At 43.3% G+C, this 17308-nt stretch carries 18 protein-coding genes and 1 pseudogene; all 19 read left to right on the top strand.

The features are described 5' to 3' along the window. Positions 1-84: 84 nt before the first annotated feature. A complete protein-coding gene (locus CARFE_RS14070; RefSeq protein ID WP_034541519.1) occupies positions 85-324 on the top strand; it encodes an AbrB/MazE/SpoVT family DNA-binding domain-containing protein in 240 nt (79 codons plus the stop codon). After that, positions 321-704: a type II toxin-antitoxin system death-on-curing family toxin gene (locus tag CARFE_RS15470; protein ID WP_051250128.1), complete on the top strand. Its 384-nt coding sequence runs from the start codon at positions 321-323 to the stop codon at positions 702-704. The genes CARFE_RS14070 and CARFE_RS15470 overlap by 4 nt, the downstream gene beginning before the upstream one ends. A 2-nt stretch (positions 705-706) precedes the next feature. Further along, positions 707-2530, top strand: a complete 1824-nt coding sequence (gene uvrC, locus CARFE_RS0103035) for an excinuclease ABC subunit UvrC (protein ID WP_028051692.1) — start codon at positions 707-709, stop codon at positions 2528-2530. A 4-nt stretch (positions 2531-2534) separates the two neighbouring features. After that, complete coding sequence (locus CARFE_RS0103030; protein ID WP_028051691.1) at positions 2535-3335, top strand: Cof-type HAD-IIB family hydrolase; 801 nt, start codon at positions 2535-2537, stop codon at positions 3333-3335. 18 nt (positions 3336-3353) lie between these two features. Further along, on the top strand, positions 3354-4376 hold the full coding sequence (locus tag CARFE_RS0103025) for an alpha-hydroxy-acid oxidizing protein (RefSeq protein ID WP_028051690.1): 1023 nt from the start codon (positions 3354-3356) through the stop codon (positions 4374-4376). A gap of 1 nt (position 4377) precedes the next feature. Then, on the top strand, positions 4378-5334 hold the full coding sequence (locus CARFE_RS0103020) for an ROK family protein (protein WP_028051689.1): 957 nt from the start codon (positions 4378-4380) through the stop codon (positions 5332-5334). A 13-nt stretch (positions 5335-5347) separates the two neighbouring features. After that, entirely contained in the window at positions 5348-6088 is a 741-nt protein-coding gene (locus CARFE_RS0103015) for a PHP domain-containing protein (protein WP_028051688.1), read from the top strand. A gap of 20 nt (positions 6089-6108) precedes the next feature. Further along, the gene (gene rapZ, locus CARFE_RS0103010) at positions 6109-6978 is read left to right on the top strand and encodes an RNase adapter RapZ (RefSeq protein ID WP_011343220.1); all 870 of its coding nucleotides are present in this window, start codon (positions 6109-6111) and stop codon (positions 6976-6978) included. Between the two features lie 6 nt (positions 6979-6984). Further along, positions 6985-8211, top strand: coding sequence for a gluconeogenesis factor YvcK family protein (locus CARFE_RS0103005; protein WP_028051687.1), 1227 nt, complete (start codon positions 6985-6987; stop codon positions 8209-8211). Positions 8212-8229: 18 nt separating this feature from the next. Next, the gene (locus CARFE_RS0103000) at positions 8230-9054 is read left to right on the top strand and encodes a polysaccharide deacetylase family protein (protein ID WP_028051686.1); all 825 of its coding nucleotides are present in this window, start codon (positions 8230-8232) and stop codon (positions 9052-9054) included. A 132-nt stretch (positions 9055-9186) separates the two neighbouring features. Continuing rightward, positions 9187-10122: a DNA-binding protein WhiA gene (whiA, locus tag CARFE_RS0102995; RefSeq protein ID WP_028051685.1), complete on the top strand. Its 936-nt coding sequence runs from the start codon at positions 9187-9189 to the stop codon at positions 10120-10122. After that, positions 10122-11096, top strand: coding sequence for an MBL fold metallo-hydrolase (locus CARFE_RS0102990; protein ID WP_028051684.1), 975 nt, complete (start codon positions 10122-10124; stop codon positions 11094-11096). Before whiA ends, CARFE_RS0102990 begins: the two co-directional genes overlap by 1 nt. After that, on the top strand, positions 11093-11581 hold the full coding sequence (locus tag CARFE_RS16670; protein ID WP_028051683.1) for an acyltransferase: 489 nt from the start codon (positions 11093-11095) through the stop codon (positions 11579-11581). Before CARFE_RS0102990 ends, CARFE_RS16670 begins: the two co-directional genes overlap by 4 nt. Continuing rightward, on the top strand, positions 11574-12161 hold the full coding sequence (locus CARFE_RS0102980; protein WP_028051682.1) for a DUF1405 domain-containing protein: 588 nt from the start codon (positions 11574-11576) through the stop codon (positions 12159-12161). The genes CARFE_RS16670 and CARFE_RS0102980 overlap by 8 nt, the downstream gene beginning before the upstream one ends. Before the next feature lie 70 nt (positions 12162-12231). Next, a complete protein-coding gene (rpoN, locus tag CARFE_RS0102975) occupies positions 12232-13611 on the top strand; it encodes an RNA polymerase factor sigma-54 (RefSeq protein ID WP_028051681.1) in 1380 nt (459 codons plus the stop codon). Between the two features lie 356 nt (positions 13612-13967). Beyond that, the gene (locus CARFE_RS0102970) at positions 13968-14975 is read left to right on the top strand and encodes an ArsJ-associated glyceraldehyde-3-phosphate dehydrogenase (RefSeq protein ID WP_028051680.1); all 1008 of its coding nucleotides are present in this window, start codon (positions 13968-13970) and stop codon (positions 14973-14975) included. A gap of 52 nt (positions 14976-15027) precedes the next feature. Beyond that, positions 15028-16212, top strand: coding sequence for a phosphoglycerate kinase (locus tag CARFE_RS0102965; protein ID WP_028051679.1), 1185 nt, complete (start codon positions 15028-15030; stop codon positions 16210-16212). 16 nt (positions 16213-16228) lie between these two features. Beyond that, positions 16229-16984 (top strand): triose-phosphate isomerase, encoded by a 756-nt coding sequence (gene tpiA, locus CARFE_RS0102960; RefSeq protein ID WP_028051678.1) that lies wholly within the window; start codon positions 16229-16231, stop codon positions 16982-16984. A gap of 103 nt (positions 16985-17087) precedes the next feature. Then, positions 17088-17308 (top strand): annotated as a pseudogene (locus CARFE_RS14060) (IS200/IS605 family accessory protein TnpB-related protein); the annotation flags it as partial.

The following is a 17308-nucleotide window of genomic DNA, read 5'->3' as shown; positions in this document are numbered from 1 at the left end:
TTAAAGTAGGTTTTGGGAATTGTTCTCCAAAGCCTATTTTTTTGTGCTATAATATATACAGTATATACACAGGAGGTTTTAGGGGTGAACGTGCGCAAAACCTTTAAGGTGGGCAACAGTTTGGTAGTTTCCATTCCCCAGGAGTACGTTAAAAGCCTGGGGATTAAAGAAGGAGATCCGCTGATTATTGAACCATGGGAACATGGTTTTATCGTTAAAACCTTTGGGGCTGTTGGAAAGGAAAGCAAGATACCTTCCGGAAAGAGTCCGGTAGAGAGATTACTGGAAAAATACGGGTTTGTGGTGGAGGAGTTTTCTTCATGATGAATTTAAAAGAATGCTTGAATGCTTATTACCGCTATTACGGGGAAGAAAAGTTGATGGCGGTAAATGTGGATGCTTTAGATAAAGCTTTAGCGGAGCCTTACGCCAAAACGTTTATTGGAGGAAGGGAAATTTATCCGGAAATGACCGATAAAGCTGCTGCTCTTTTTGAGGCAATTATCAGGCTTAAACCTTTTCCTGTGGGCAATCTTGCTTTTGCCTTTATCTTAACGGTACTATTTATCCATAAAAACGGCTGGCGGCTTAATGCGTCGGACGATGAAGTCAGGCAGTTTTTAAAGAATTTTTCGGAAGGAGTCCGAAGTTCTGTAGATGTGAAAGGCTGGTTTTTAAAGCGAATGGAGCAAGTGAGGGATTAAAGTTGACATTATGGGAAAAAGTCCAAAATTTACCCGACAGTCCCGGAATTTATCTTTATAAAGACGAAAAGGGCGAGGTTATTTACGTTGGCAAGGCTAAAAACCTGAAAAATCGGGTGCGTTCGTACTTTCAACCTCCGGAAAAACTTTTGCCTAAAACCCGGGTAATGATAGAAAAAGCAAGGGACATCGAAGTGATTATTACTTCTACGGAAGTAGAAGCTTTAATTTTAGAACAAAACCTCATAAAAAGATACCGGCCCCGGTATAATATTTTGCTGAAAGACGATAAGTCTTATCCTTACCTGAAAATTACCGGCGAAGAGTTTCCCCGGCTTTTAATTACCCGCAGGGTAGTTAATGACGGAGGACGCTACTTTGGTCCGTACCCCGATGCGGGAGCGTTAAACGAAACGTACAAGCTTTTACGGTCAATATTTAAATTTCGCACCTGTACCCCAACGATTTTTGCCCAGAAGAAGCGTCCCTGCTTAAACTTTCATATAAAAAAATGTTCCGCCCCCTGTGCCGGGGAAATTAGCCGGGAAGAATATTTTAAAGAAATCGAAATGGTAATAGATTTTTTGGAAGGCAGGGGCGAAAATTTAATTAAAAAATTAAAAAAAGAAATGGCCATAGCTTCTGATAATCTCGAATTTGAACGAGCGGCAAAATTAAGGGACCAGATCTTAGCTTTGGAAAAAATTTTGGCGAAACAAAAAATTTCCCGTGGCCAGAGAAATGCCGATGTAGTGGTTGTTGCTAACAGGGAAAACCTGGGGGTAGGATTGATTTTTGTTATTCGCCAGGGGAATTTATTAGGGCAGAAAGTTTATACCTTTACTGGCGAGATGGAAACCGGGGAGCTTTTAAATCAAGTTTTAGTAACCCACTATGAAGAGGCCAAAGAAGTTCCTGTTGAAATTATCCTGTCAACCAGGGAAAATTTAGATGAAGAATTTCTCAATTCCTGGTTTGAACTTAAATTTGGGAAAAAGCCCAAATTTACCGTCCCGAAGCGGGGAGAAAAATTTGAACTTTTAAAAATGGCTTTAGAAAATGTAAACTTTACTCTGGATGAAAAAATTAAATTAAATGAAAAGAAACAATTGTTAAACGAAAAGGCTTTAATGGACTTAAAAGAAGCCTTAAACCTTCCGGCGGTTCCAAGAAGAATTGAAGGATACGACATCTCCCACCTGGCTGGAACGGGAACGGTAGCATCAATGGTGGTATTTATTGACGGTGAGCCGGTAAAGGGAAAATACCGGCGTTTTGCCATCCGCAGTGCGGCCAATGATGACTATACTGCGATGTTTGAAGCGGTTTTGCGGCGCTTTAAAAAGTACCTTGCTTTACAGGAAGAGGGAGGAGCCGATGGCTCTTTTGAGGAACTGCCGGATTTAGTGTTGATCGATGGCGGAAAAGGACAGTTGAACGCGGCTATGGATGCTTTAAAAGAAACTAATCTTCTGGGAAAGTTTACGGTAATTGCCCTTGCCAAGGAGCAGGAGGAAATTTTTCTTCCCGGGAAAAAGGACTCTCTTTTATTGACACAGGACCGGGAAGGTTTAAAATTGTTACAAAGGGTAAGAGATGAGGCCCACCGTTTTGCCAGAGGTTACCAGGAAAAAAAGCGGGTTAAAACCCTTGCTTCTCTTTTAGAGCAAGTAGAAGGAATTGGTCCCAAAAGGCGAAAACAACTTCTTAATAAATTTGGCAGCATTAAAAACCTTAGAGAAGCAACGGTTGAAGAGATTACAGCTGTTCCCGGAATTACCCGGGAAATAGCAGAAAGATTAAAAGAGCTTTTGGAAATGGAGTGATTTTTTGCGGTACCGATTATTAGCTGTGGACCTGGATGATACTTTTTTAAACAAGGAATTGCAGGTTTCGCCCCGGGTACAACAAGCGGTGATAGAGGCTTTAAAGAAAGGGATTATCGTGACCCTGGCTACCGGACGAATGTACCGTTCGGCCAAAAAATATGCTTTTTCTTTTTTAGGAGACATTCCTCTGATCACCTATAACGGGGCATTGATTAAATATTCCCGGTCGGAACGGGAAATATACCACCAGCCGGTGCCCGGGGAGCTGGCTCTTACTATTTACCGCAGGGTAAAAGGACATTTTCACCTTAATGTTTACCAGGACGATGAACTTTTTGTCGAGGAAGATAATCAATATATCAGAGATTACAGCAAGATTGCGGGCGTTCCTTTTCGGGTAGTAAACAATATAGAGGAACTTTTAGGGAAAAAAGCTCCTACTAAACTTTTAGCTATTGGGGATCCAGAAGAATTAGACCAGCTCTGGGAAGAAACTAACGGTGAGTTTCGGGGAGTTCTTCACATTACCAAATCGAAACCCCATTATTTAGAGTTTTTAGCTGCCGGCGTTAATAAAGGAGAGGCTCTAAAAATCTTAGCTCAACATTTAAGGATTTCATTAAAGGAAACGGTGGCGGTTGGAGATAGTTATAACGACCTGGAAATGTTAGAGGCGGCCGGTTTGGGAGTTGCCATGGGCAACGCTCTACCGGAGGTTAAACGCCGGGCTGACTTGGTGGTACCGGCTAATGATGAGGATGGAATTGCTTATTTAATAAATGAAATTATTTTAAAAAATTAAAAGAAGGGAGAGGTTTTTATGGACTTAAAAGAAATTAGGGCAACAGCCAGAGAAAAGCTCAAAGGATTTTGCCGGGTTTGCCCGGTGTGTGACGGTCGGGCATGCGCCGGAGAAGTACCGGGAATGGGAGGAGTAGGTACCGGAAAAGCTTTTCAGGAAAATTTACGGGCTCTTTCCCGGTATAAGTTAAATTTAAGAACGATTCACGGAGTAAAAGAACCGGATTTAAGCTTTGAACTTTTTTGGGTTAGGGTAAGCATGCCGGTTTTTGCTGCTCCGATTACCGGAACCACTTACAACATGGGCGGAGCGTTAACCGAAGAAGAGTATACTTTAGCGGTGGCCGAAGGTAGCCTTTTAGCTGGGACCTTAGCTTTTACCGGAGATGGAGCCGATCCCACCATGTACGGTTCGGGGTTAAAAGCGATTAAAAAAGTGGAGGGTAAAGGTATTCCCATTATTAAACCAAGAGCGCAAGAGGAGATAATTAAAAGGATTAGAGAAGCGGAAGAAACGGGAGCTATTGCTGTAGGGGTGGATATTGATGGAGCCGGATTACTAACGATGGCTTTAAAGGGACAGCCGGTCAGTCCGAAAACCCTGGAAGAAGTAATGGAAATTGTTAATTCCACCAGGCTTCCGTTTATTTTAAAGGGTATCATGACCCCTGATGAGGCCGAATTAGCGGTTCAGGCCGGGGCGAAAGCCATTGTGGTTTCCAACCACGGAGGAAGGGTGCTGGATGAAACTCCCGGGGCTGCCGATGTCCTGCCGGAAATTGCTGCCAGAGTAAAAGGGAAAATCACCATCCTGGCCGATGGAGGAGTAAGATCCGGTGTCGATGTTTTAAAACTTTTGGCGCTGGGAGCGGATGGAGTATTAATAGGGCGGCCGATAATTGTGGCAGCTTTTGGCGGTGGTGCCGAAGGAGTTAAAATTTACCTTGAGAAAATTAAAAAGGAACTAAGGGAAGCGATGCTTTTAACCGGAGTTGCGCGGGTGACCGAAGTCCCGGGAACAATTATCCGGAAGGAGCAGTAAGATGGGAAATTATGTTGTGGGGATAGACCTGGGAGGTACGAAAATTTATACTGCCTTGGCTAACTTAAATGGTGAAATAGTGGCGGAAGAAATTGAGCCGACTACCAAAGACGAAACAAAACTTTTACACCAGCTTGGGAATATGGTTAAAGGAGTTATTGCCAAAAGCGCAGTACCGAAGGAAAAAGTGCTGGGAATCGGGATTGGGGCGCCGGGAACGGTGGACCACCGTACCGGCACGCTTATTACCGCTCCCAATCTTCCCTGGCAAAATTACCCGCTTAAAATAAATTTGCAAGCGTTGCTCCGTTTACCGGTGGAAGTTGATAACGATGCCAATTTAGCAGCTTTGGGTGAGTACAGGTACGGTGCTGGCCGGGGCCATAAAGACCTGGTTTATGTCACCGTAAGTACCGGGATTGGTGCGGGTATAATAATAGATGGACAGCTCTATCGGGGAAGCTCCGGCAGTGCCGGTGAGTTAGGCCATACCATTGTTGAACCGGCAGGTCCCCGGTGCAATTGTGGCCGACGGGGCTGTTTGGAAGTAATGGCCTCGGGTACGGCAATAGGAGAAAGGGCACGGCAATTGGTGGCCGAGGGTTTTGGCCAGGAAATTTTAAAATTGGCTCAGGGGAATATTGAGGCTATCAACGCTAAAACGGTGGGGGAAGCGTTTTTAGCGGGCGACCCGGAAGCAAAAGGAATATTAAACGAAGCGGCTTTTTATCTGGGGATAGGTCTGGCCAATGTAGTGAACCTCTTAAACCCATCTCTAATCGTCCTTGGAGGCGGGGTTATAAATATTGGCGAACCCTTTTTAGAGTTAATTCGAGAAGAGCTGGCAGAGAAGGCTTTACCCCAGCCCTATAAAGATTTAACGGTAAAAAAAGCTGTTTTAGGGAGTAAAACCGGAGTCATGGGAGCGATAGCTTTAGCCTTGGAGCGGTTTTCTTAAAGGATGGGATCGAATGTTTTCCGGTGATTTTCATACCCATACCCGCTATAGCGATGGCCGGGGAAGTTTACGGGAAAATGTCTGGGCAGCTTTAAAGAAAGGTTTACTTTTTTACGGAGTTTCCGACCACGGTCCGGCCAATATTGGTACCGGAGTACGGCAGGAAAAGGTCTATTTAACCATCAAAGAAGAAGCGCGGAATTTAGAAAAAGAATTTTCCAAAATTAAAATACTGGTGGGGGCGGAAGCAAATGTTATTTCATTAGAGGGGGATATTGATATCAGCAGGGAAATTGTTTCCGCCCTTGACTTTTTAATTATTGGTCTTCACCCGTATGTTTTACCCAAAACTTTAAAAGATGGCTTTTTGTTTGTCCTTCCTAACCTGTTAGGCCGGCTTTTTTCCGGTATAAAAAAGTATCTTGTCCGGGTAAATACCCGGGCGTTAATCCGGGCAATAGAAAAATACCGCCCCCTGGTAATAAGTCACCCTAACCTTTTTCTACCCGTGGATTTAGAGGAACTGGCGCAGGTTTGTGCTAAATACGGGGTGGCGTTGGAAATAAATACCGGACATAACTATCCCAAGGATGAGATAGTTCTGGCAGCTTTAAAAACGGGAGCAAAACTGATGGTTAATAGTGACGCCCACTATCCCCAAACGGTGGGCGAACTAAAAAGCGGGGAAGAGCTTTTAAAGCGGTATAATTTTCCTCTTGCGCAAGTGTTGAACGGTAAAAATGGTTTGAATTAAATTAAACGGTGGGTGGAATAATGCGCTTTTTAATTGTAACGGGACTATCCGGAGCTGGTAAAACGCAGGCAATGCGGGCTTTAGAAGATCTTGGCTATTTTTGCGTGGATAACTTGCCTCCGGTTTTGATGCCCAAGTTTGCGGAACTGGTAGCTCATGCAGAAAATAAAATAGAGAAGGTAGCTCTGGTGGTGGATGTCCGGGGGCAGAAGTTTTTTCAGGACTTAGACTGGGCTTTAGGAGAGTTAACGAAGCTTGGAATCAAGTATGAGATCTTATTTTTAGAAGCCCGGGACGAAGTATTATTAAAACGGTTTAAAGCTAATCGCCGGGGGCATCCGCTGGGAGTACGGGGCAGTCAAATTTTAGATAACATCAAAAAGGAAAGAAAATTTTTAGAGAATTTACGGGCAAGAGCCGATAAAGTAATAGATACTTCCGATTTGCAGCCGGCAGATTTACGAAACGAGATTTTAAACTATTACGGAGAAGAGCAAAAGCGCAGCAAAATTTCCATAAATATCGTAACCTTTGGTTACAAGTACGGTCTACCCTTAGATGCCGACCTTATTATGGATGTTCGTTTTTTGCCCAATCCTTTTTACGTAAAGGAACTAAGACCCCTTTCCGGAAGCGATAAGCCGGTTTATGATTACGTTTTTAATTATGAGGTTACCAAAAAATTTACCGAAAAATTTTTGGATCTTATTGAATTTTTAATGCCCTTTTACCAAAAAGAAGGAAAAAGCAATCTTGTTATTGCCATTGGTTGTACCGGTGGCCGGCACCGGTCGGTAGCTATTGCTAATTTTCTGGCCAGGACTTTAGAAGAAAAAAATTACGAAGTGTACCTGCGGCACCGGGATCTGGAAAAACACCGGGAGGAATAAGGTAAAATGAAAAAATATTTATTATGGTTGTACCCCGGTTTAAAAATTAAGAGGTACATTCTGCTTATTATTGCGGGAATACTATCCTTTGCCTGGGGTTTTCACCTTTTAATAGTTGAAAACCTAAGGCTTTATTTGTTGATTGTTTTATGTATAAGTATTTTTTTAATTGCATATGGTTTTAAAAAGCTCTTAAATTCCGTTTTAAAGAGTTTGTATCCGGACGAACGGGGAAATGTCATTGAAGAACTTTATCTTAGAAAAAAGCTTTTAAGGGGCCCCAAAATTGCGGTTATTGGTGGTGGAACCGGACTTGCCACCTTACTTCGGGGATTAAAACATTACACAAGTAACATTACCGCTATTGTAACGGTAGCCGATGACGGAGGAAGCTCTGGCCGACTCCGGGAAGAAATGGGTATGCTGCCACCGGGGGATTTAAGAAACTGTTTGGTGGCTCTGGCGGATAAAGAAAGTCTCATGGAAAGTTTATTGCAGTTTCGTTTTACCGAAGGTGATTTGGCCGGTCACAGCATGGGAAATTTGCTTTTAGCTGCCCTCTGGAAAATTAACGGAAATTTTTCCCAGGCGGTTTTTTCCCTGGGACAGATCTTAAAAGTAAGGGGTGTTGTTTACCCCTCGACGGAAGATAAGGTGGTTTTGCGGGGTATTCTTGTAAACGGCGATGAAGTGGTGGGAGAGAGCCGTTTTCGGGAAGTAGCGGTGCCGATTAAAAGGGTTTATCTCCATCCACCGGGAGCTAAGACTTTGCCAGAAGTGGAGAAAGCGTTACTGGAAGCGGATTTGATAATTTTAGGACCGGGTAGCCTTTTTACCAGCATTATCCCGAACTTGCTGGTAAAAGGGGTGGTGGAGAGCATCAGGAAAAGCCGGGCGCCGGTTCTTTATGTTATGAATATAATGACCGAAAAGGGAGAAACCGCTGGCTTTGCAGCGCACGACCACTTGCAGGCTATTATAGAGCACGCGGGACCGATTGTGGATTATGTTTTGGTAAATAACGAAAGCTTTGCCGAACAATTGTTAGCTAAATATCAGCGGGAAGGACAGCAGCCGGTGGCGGTAAACGAAAAGCTTTTAAAAAAGCTTGGTGTTAAAAAGGTGATAAAAGCACCGTTATTAGACCAGAAGCAGTATTTACGCCATGATTCGGAGAAACTGGCCCGGGTAATTATAAATTTTTACCGGAAGGAAATTGCGGAAAAAATTTAAGCAAATGGGGGAAAAAAGATGAAGCGGATATTACTTGCCTTTTTACTGGCGTTAATTGCTGTGGCAAGTATTGTTACCGTCGGATGGCTTTCTTTTCCCAGGGAAGCCTTTGCCGATTACCGGGAGCGAGGGGTACCGATTTTAATGTATCATAAGGTAAACCCCGACCCTAAAACCGGCGGCCTTGGGCTTAGAGTTTTGCCCCGGGAGTTTGACTGGCAGATGCACTATTTAAAGGAGCATGGTTTTCACACGGTATCTTTGGATGAAGCGGTGGATTATCTTGAATTCGGTAAGCCCTTACCGGAAAAACCAATTGTGATAACTTTTGATGATGGTTACCGGGATAATTACGTTTATGCCTTTCCCATTTTAAAAAAATACGGGTTTCGGGCTACAATTTTTATAATTACCGGAATTGTTGGGAAAACTAACGAGTGGGATGAGCGGGAAGGAAAGCCTACCAATTACATGTTAACCTGGAAACAGATAGATGAAATGGCCAATTACGGGATTGAATTTGGCGCTCATACCGTTAACCATCCACGGCTAACAAAAGTACCGCTGGAAGTAGCGGAAAAGGAAATTTTTAATTCCAAAAAAATGTTAGAAGCGCATTTTAAGCGCCCGGTAAAATATTTTTGTTATCCCTATGGTCTTTACAATGACCAAATTGTAGAAATTGTAAAAAAAGCCGGTTTTCGAGCTGCCACTACTACCCAGTTGGGAATTAATGCCCGGGGTTGTGATTTGTACCGCTTAAAACGCTTACGGGTTACCGGCCACATGAGTCGGAGGCAATTTGTGGAGCAGTTAGAAAAATATTTAAGGGAAATGACGTAGAAAAGGGAGCATAAAAAATTTTTACCGGGTTATGTTAAAGATACAATCCTTCCTTTATTCCCGGGGCGCTCCGGAAGTACCACTCCTGGCCGGTCAGGTGGTTGTATGGTATAATTTTTTTGAGGTGGTAACATGTCTTTTGCCCGGGAAACGAAAGAAGAGCTGGCCCACATTATCCCCCAGAAAAGCTGCTGCCAGCGGGCGGAACTGGGAGCATACATCAAGATGCTGGGGGATTTGGGTATTTCCAATAAAAAGTTAAAACTTTCCCTTAAAACCCCCCTTTCTTTTTTGGCGCGAAAAATTTTAATTCTTCTAAAAAATAATGGTTTTAAAACTAAAACCCTGGTGCAGGACCACGGGAGACTTTCCCAAAAAAATTTTTATTATATTGAAGTTGAAGAACATGTTGACGAACTTCTTAAAGAGTATGGCTTTATAGATGAAAAAGGGAATTTATCTAACCGAATTAACGAAAATTATATAAAAAACGATTGTTGCCGGCGAAGTTTTCTAAGGGGCGTTTTTTTAGCCGGTGGCTCTTTAAACGATCCGGCAGGAGACTATCATTTGGAATTAAACCTGCCCGATGAGGCTTTTGCCCGGCAGGTTTCAAAGGTTTTGCAAAAGTACCATTTCACTTTTCGGCTCTTAAAACGGAAAACTGCTCCTTTTTTATATTTAAAGGATGCGGAACAGATTTTATCCTTTTTAAGTTTGATAGGGGCTCACCAGTCGCTTTTAAAATTTGAAAACGTTCGGGTGGTGAAAGAAGTTAGAAACCAGGTAAACCGCCTGGTTAACTGCGAAACGGCCAATATCAAAAAAGCGGTAAAAACGGCGGTAAAGCAAATTAAAGATATTGAATATATAGCGGAAAAAATAGGCCTTGATAACTTAGAACCGGCTTTAAAGGAAATTGCTCTTTTAAGACTGGACAATCCGGATTTAAGTTTAAAAGAACTGGGTAGTCTTTTAAACCCTCCCCTGACTAAATCCGGAGTTAATCACCGCTTTCGCAAATTAGAACTTATAGCTGAAAAAATAAGAAACGGGGCGCTTGGGTAATGGATTTAGAAGGGCTTGATCGGGAACTTAGAGAAAAAACAATTTATGGAATTGAACTGGCCCGGGAAAGATTCAGGAAAAGGAAGGAACCGAACAATAACAAAGAAAGCTTTATTTTGTTTGCCGGCACCGGTGGCAATCCCGAAGCGGTTTTAACCCAGAACCCTTATACCGCGGGTTTTATTATTAAACTTGAACAATTTATAATGTGGGTTGATCCGGGACCGTCGGCAATAGTGCGGGCCCGGGAGTTAAACATCGATTTAGGTAGTATCTCTGCTGTTTATATCTCCCATGGCCATCAGGACCACTACGGTGGTGCGGAACCAATTATTGAAGGTATGTGCTGGGGAATGTTTGCCCGTAGAGGTTTTCTCCTGGCTCCCGGCAAGGTTTTAGATGACCGCATGATAAGTCCCTTTCATCAGGGAATTAATACCGGCTTTTATTCCGGGGGACCGGAAGTGGTGGTTTTAAAAGCGCTCACTCCAGTGGAGATGGGAAAAGTAACGGTAATACCGGTGGCTGCGTATCACGGGGAAGAAAATTACGGATTTATTTTAAAATACAAAAATTTGGCCATCGGTTATACCAGCGATACCAACTACATTTTAAGCTACCAGAGTTTAACGGGAATTAAAAAGGTAGAACGAATGGGGCCGGTTAACGATTTTCTTGAGATTGTGGATTATCGCGAAGATCTTAAAAAATTTTTTTCCGAAGTGGATATTTTGATTGCCAATGTAACCGCTCACAATTCCTGGATGCACCGGCACTTAACCACTTTAGGTCTTGCCCATCTTTTAAAGGACAGTAAAGTTAAATTAGCGGTGCTTACCCACTTTAACTACTGTTGTCTTTATCCCGAAGATTTGCGGGATAAGATGGCCCGGTATGTAAGGGAGAAATCCGGAATTAAAACTATTGCCGGTAAGGATGGTTTAAAACTTGAACTGAATCCGGAGGGAGTATGAGGAGGTTAAAGGAATATCCCAAGCCGGGACCGGAGAACTCGATGTACTACTGGCGCAGTTATGTAAGCTTTTTTAAAGTGGCTAAAAATTTTATATTTATCAGCATAGGCAGATATTTGCCATTTCTCGGATTAAAGCGGTGGCTTTACCGGTACGGTGTTGGTATGAAAATTGGTAAAAATGTGAGCCTTGGCTTAATGATGATGCCCGATGTGCTTTTTCCCGAATTAATTGAAATTGGGGACAACACCATTATTGGTTACAATGCTACGATTTTAACCCACGAGTTTCGTGTGGAGAGCTTTAAAACCGGGCCAGTTAAAATTGGCCGGGATGTTTTAATTGGTGCAAACGCTACAATTTTGGCGGGAGTGGAAATTGGGGATGGAGCAATGATTGGAGCGGGAGCGGTGGTGACGAAAGATATTCCTCCCGGGGTGTTAGCGGTGGGAGTGCCCGCCCGGGTGGTGAAAAAAATTGAGTAAAATTACCGGGGTAATCGCTGACTACTGGCAAAACCCCCGCAAAAAGCTTTATGTTTTTTTGCTGCTGCTGGTAAATTTATTTGGCAGTATCTGGGGATACCTCTGGTACCGGGGACAACTACTGAAAGAACCGCTTATTTTCTGGCCGTTAATCCCCGACAGTCCCGTGTCGACAACACTGTTAACTTTGGCCTTTTTTTTGATGCTTTTTGGACGGGAAATTACCGGTCTTACCCTCTGGGCGGGGATGATGTGTTTTAAATACGGCTTCTGGGCCTTGGGAATCTTAATGCAGTTTTGGTATCTTTCCGGAAGAATCGAGCCGGTTGAGGTAATGCTTTTTTTAAGTCACCTGGGTATGGTTGCGGAAAGTATCATTTACGTGAAGGGTCTACCGGTGACCAAAAAAGCCTATTTTTACAGTGTAATTTGGCTTATCCTGGAAGATGTTGTTGACTGGGGGTTTGGCTTACATCCCTATCTTTTCTTAGAGGAACAGTTTTCTTTTGCAGTTGTTTTAGCCGTAGTTTTAAGCGGTTTTATTTTGGTTTACTTTAAAAAGTTGGTTCATATAAATTAACAAGAAGGATAATCTTAAGCTTTGGGCGAATTATTTACATAAAGGTTTTCTCCTTAGGAGTGAATGACGAATGCCGATGGATTTTGGACTGAATTTAGAACAGACGCAAAAGCTTGTTTTAACGCCCGAGCTAAAACAGGCCATTACCATTTTACAATTGAATACTTTAGAATTGGTAAGTTTTATTGAACAGCAGGTGGAAACCAATCCGCTTTTAGAAATTGAAATTTGTGAAGATAAAGAGGAAAATGAATTGGGCGAAAATGAAGAATATCAGGAATTGCGGGAAATTGCTGAATATTTTGCTGACTCCAGTGATTTAGGGATGGGCTTGAGGCAAGAGGATGAAGAACGGAAAGGTTTTGAACCGGCAAGTTCCGAAAGCAGCCTGTGGGAACATCTTTATTTACAACTTCATTTATTGAATTTACCCCAGCTTGATAATAAAATCGGAGAGTTTATTATTGGCAATATTGACGAAAATGGCTATCTGACCTGTCCGGTGGAGGAAATTTCTGAAAGGCTGAAAGTGGAAGAAGAAGAAGTGGTACGGGTTTTAAAAATTATCCAAACCTTTGATCCTCCCGGAGTTGGCGCCCGGGGGCTTTTAGAATGTCTTTTAATTCAGGCGGAGCAAAAAAATATTTTAACTCCTTTGTTAAAAGAGATAATTTCCAGTTATTTACCTGATTTAGCCCAGAGCAAGTACTTGAAAGTGGCCAATCGTTTGGGAGTAACGGTAGAGGAAGTTTACCAGGCGATGGATATAATAAAGAGTTTAGACCCGAAGCCGGGGAGAAATTTTGCTACGCTAAAAGAAGTAAGGTACGTGGTACCGGATATCACTGTGGAAAAAGTGGAAAGTGAATATATAATCCTGGTTAACGACAGCCTTTTACCCCGTTTAAATATTAATAAAATTTACCAAAACATTTTAAAACAAAAGGATTACGATGAAAAAACGAAAAAATATGTGGAGAAAAAATTAAATCAAGCCCTCTGGCTTATCAAAAGTATCGAACAGAGGCGTTTTACCCTGTACCGGGTGGCTCGTTTCATTGTGGACTATCAACGGGAATTTTTAGAGTACGGTTTAAAATATTTAAAGCCGTTAACCCTAAAACAGGTGGCAAAGGCGTTGAATTTACACGAATCGACCATCTCCCGGGCCTGCGCCAATAAATATATGGCTACTCCCCGGGGGACTTTTGAAATGAAGTACTTCTTTGCTTCGGCGTTGGAAAGCGGTCAAGGAGGTTTTTCCTCTTCCACCAGTATCAAAGCGCAAATTAAAGAACTTATTGCCCGGGAAAATCCCCAGGAACCTTTGTCGGACCAAAAAATTGCCGATATTTTATCCCAGCGGGGTGTAAAAATATCCCGACGGACCGTTGCTAAATACCGGGAAGAAATGGGGATTTTAGCGGCAGCAAAACGGAGAAAAGTGTAGAAATTCCGGCGGGCGCAAGCCCGTCTTAGTACGGGGAATTTTTAGCGCCCAAGTTTGCCAAATGGTGGCTACCGGACTACTTCGTTTTTGTTGACCAAATTCCCAAAACTTCTACCGGAAAGATTGCCAAAGTGCAGTTAAGAGAAATGTTTAAAGACTGGAAGCCGGAAAAAAATTAAGTTTAAAAGGCGGTGCAACCCGCCTTTTCGTATGTTTAATATTCAAAAAATAAAAACATTTTGGAAGGATAGCTGGGATTACTTTAAAACTTGACTACCTTAGAAATATCGTTTTATAATACAAGAGAAGCATAGTTATTTTTTTCTAATTTAATTTAATATAAAGGAGGAATTGGGATGCCTGTAAAAGTAGGGATTAATGGTTTTGGCCGGATTGGCCGGAATATGTTTCGGGCAGCCTTAAACAATCCGGAAATTGAAATTGTTGCGGTAAATGACTTAACCGATGCCGCGACGCTGGCCCACCTCTTGAAATACGACTCGGTCCACGGGATTTTTGCTGCTGACGTGGAGGCTAAAGATGATGCTATCGTGGTAAATGGTAAAGAAGTTAAAGTTTATGCGGAAAAAGACCCGGCTAACTTACCCTGGAAGGAGTTGGGGGTAGAAATTGTTATTGAATCTACCGGAAAGTTTACGAAAAAAGCTGATGCGGTAAAACACCTGGAAGCTGGAGCTAAAAAAGTAATCATTTCTGCGCCTGCTACCGATGAAGATATTACTATCGTTATGGGAGTAAATGAGGATAAGTACGATCCGGCGAACCACCATGTAATTTCCAATGCTTCCTGTACAACTAACTGCCTGGCGCCGGTGGCCAAAGTTCTGCACGAAAAGTTTGGGATTGTTAAAGGCTTGATGACTACCGTCCACTCTTACACTAACGACCAGCGGATTTTAGACCTTCCTCACAAAGATTTACGTCGGGCTCGGGCTGCAGCTACTTCCATAATTCCCACCACAACCGGAGCGGCAAAAGCGGTGGCCTTAGTTCTTCCCGAATTAAAAGGAAAATTAAATGGCTTTGCCATGCGGGTACCTACACCCAATGTTTCGGTAGTTGACTTAGTGGTGGAGTTAGAAAAACCCGCAACCAAGGAAGAAATTAACGCTGCTTTAAAAGAAGCTGCCGAAGGAGAATTAAAGGGCATCCTTGGTTATACCGAGCTACCCTTGGTTTCGGTGGACTTTAACGGTAATCCTTTGAGCTCTATTGTTGATGGACTTTCTACCATGGTAATTGAAGGCAATATGGCCAAAGTTATTGCCTGGTACGATAATGAATGGGGTTATTCCAACCGTCTGGTGGACTTAGCGACTTACATTGCCAAAAAAGGTTTATAATAGTGGGGGCCAAGTCCCCCGTTTCCCATTTTAAGAAGGGAAGGGGAGTGTTATGAACAAAAAGTCTATAAGAGATGTGGAGGTAAAAGGCAAAAAAGTTTTTGTGCGGGTTGATTTTAACGTACCTTTAAATGAAAACCGGGAGATAACCGATGATACTCGCATCCGGGCAGCCCTTCCTACCATCCAGTACTTGAGAGAACAAGGGGCTAAACTTATCGTCGCCTCTCACCTGGGCCGACCCAAGGGCCAGTTTAACGAAAAATACAGCTTAAAGCCGGTGGCTAAAAGATTGGCCGAGCTTCTTGGTATAGAGGTTAAAATGGCTCCCGATGTAGTGGGGCCTGAGGTGGAAAAAATGGCCGGGGAATTACGGCCGGGAGAAGTACTTCTTTTAGAAAACGTACGCTTTTATCCCGAAGAAGAAAAAAATGATCCGGAATTTGCCCGAAAACTGGCGCGGCTTGCCGAAATTTTTGTCAACGATGCCTTTGGGGCTGCTCACCGGGCTCATGCTTCTACCGCCGGTATAGCATCGTATTTACCGGCTGTAGCCGGATTTTTAATGGAAAAAGAAATTAACTTCCTTTCCCGGGCATTAAATAACCCGGAACGGCCCTTTGTGGCTATTATTGGTGGAGCAAAGGTTTCCGATAAAATCGGGGTGATTGAAAATCTTCTCGGCAAAGTTGACGCTCTTTTAATTGGCGGTGGCATGGCCAACACCTTTTTAAAAGCAATGGGCTATGAAACCGGAAAATCTTTGGTGGAAGAGGATAAAGTAAATTTAGCCGGGGAGTTAATGAATAAAGCAAAAGAAGTAGGAGTTAAACTTTTACTGCCGAGTGACGTGGTGGTGGCTCCCAGGATTGAAGCGGGCGTACCCAGCAAAATTGTAGCGGTAGACAGCATTCCAGCTGAAGAAATGGCTTTGGATATTGGCGAAAAGACCGCAAAGCTTTTCCGGGAAGAGATTTTAAAAGCTAAGACCGTTGTCTGGAACGGGCCGATGGGGGTTTTTGAAGTGGAACCCTTTGACCGGGGTACTGTTGCGGTAGCCGAAGCGGTAGCCGAAAGCGGCGCTCTTTCCGTGGTCGGCGGTGGAGACTCGGTTGCGGCGGTAGAAAAGGCCGGAGTTGCGGACAAAATAACCCATATTTCCACCGGCGGGGGAGCATCCCTGGAATTTTTAGAAGGGAAAAAACTTCCCGGAGTCGAAGTTTTAAACGATAAGTAATTACGGGGGGCGGGGTATGAGAAAACCTTTTATTGCTGGCAACTGGAAAATGTATAAAACCCCTGTCGAGGCGGCCGGATTTGTCCGTGAGCTCATCGATAGCTTAAAAGATGTTAACGGTGTGGACGTAGCGGTCTGTCCGCCTTTTCCTGCCCTGTGGCCGGTTAAGGAAGCATTAGAGGGGAGCAATATTGCTCTGGGAGCCCAGAACATGCATTTTGAAAAGGAAGGGGCTTTTACCGGTGAAGTATCTCCGGCCATGCTTCAAGATATAGGGGTTAAGTACGTAATCTTGGGACACTCCGAGCGGAGAGCTTACTTTGGGGAAACGGACGAACTTATTAACCAGAAAATAAAGGCAGCTTTTACCTGGGGACTAAATCCTATCTTTTGCGTTGGCGAAACTTTGGAAGAGCGGGAACGGGGAATTACCAAGGCAGTAGTGGAAATTCAGGTGTTAAAGGGCCTGGCTGGAGTTACGGCAGAGCAGGCCGAAAACCTGACCATTGCTTACGAGCCGGTATGGGCAATTGGTACCGGAAAAACCGCAACTCCCGATGATGCTCAGGAAGTGTGCCGGTTTATCCGGGAACTTTTGGTAAAGCTTTTCGGGCGGGAGATAGCGGATAAAGTTCGCATTCAGTACGGCGGTAGTGTTAAGCCGGAAAATATTAAAGAGCTTATTGCCAAACCGGATATCGACGGTGCCTTAGTAGGCGGTGCCAGCTTAAAAGTAGAAAGCTTTACCGCAATAGTTAAAGGCAGTATTTAAGGAGACAGCAACAGTTAAGCCAAACAATGCAGAATAGTGCAATAATACTTACTCGGCAAGGGATAAAGTTTAATTGTACAAAATCGTAAATGTGGTGAAAGCCGTGAAGCAAGTCATCACAATTCAGGCACGGTTATTTCCAAAGGCAGAGGAGAACGAGGTAGTAGATAACTTAATGCGAAAGTGGAACTCCTGCAAGAGATATGCCTATAACCGCCTGCTTGAAGGAAAAGCCCGAAAAGAACTCAAGAAAGAACTGCAAAGCCTCTTTGGATTGAATTCCAGATATGTAGACGACGCTATTCTTGAAGCTAACGAAATTTT

The sequence above is a fragment of the Carboxydothermus ferrireducens DSM 11255 genome (assembly GCF_000427565.1).
Taxonomy (GTDB): domain Bacteria; phylum Bacillota; class Z-2901; order Carboxydothermales; family Carboxydothermaceae; genus Carboxydothermus; species Carboxydothermus hydrogenoformans.
The sequence above is the reverse complement of the archived record's forward strand: the minus strand, read 5'-3'. Positions and strand labels throughout refer to the sequence as shown.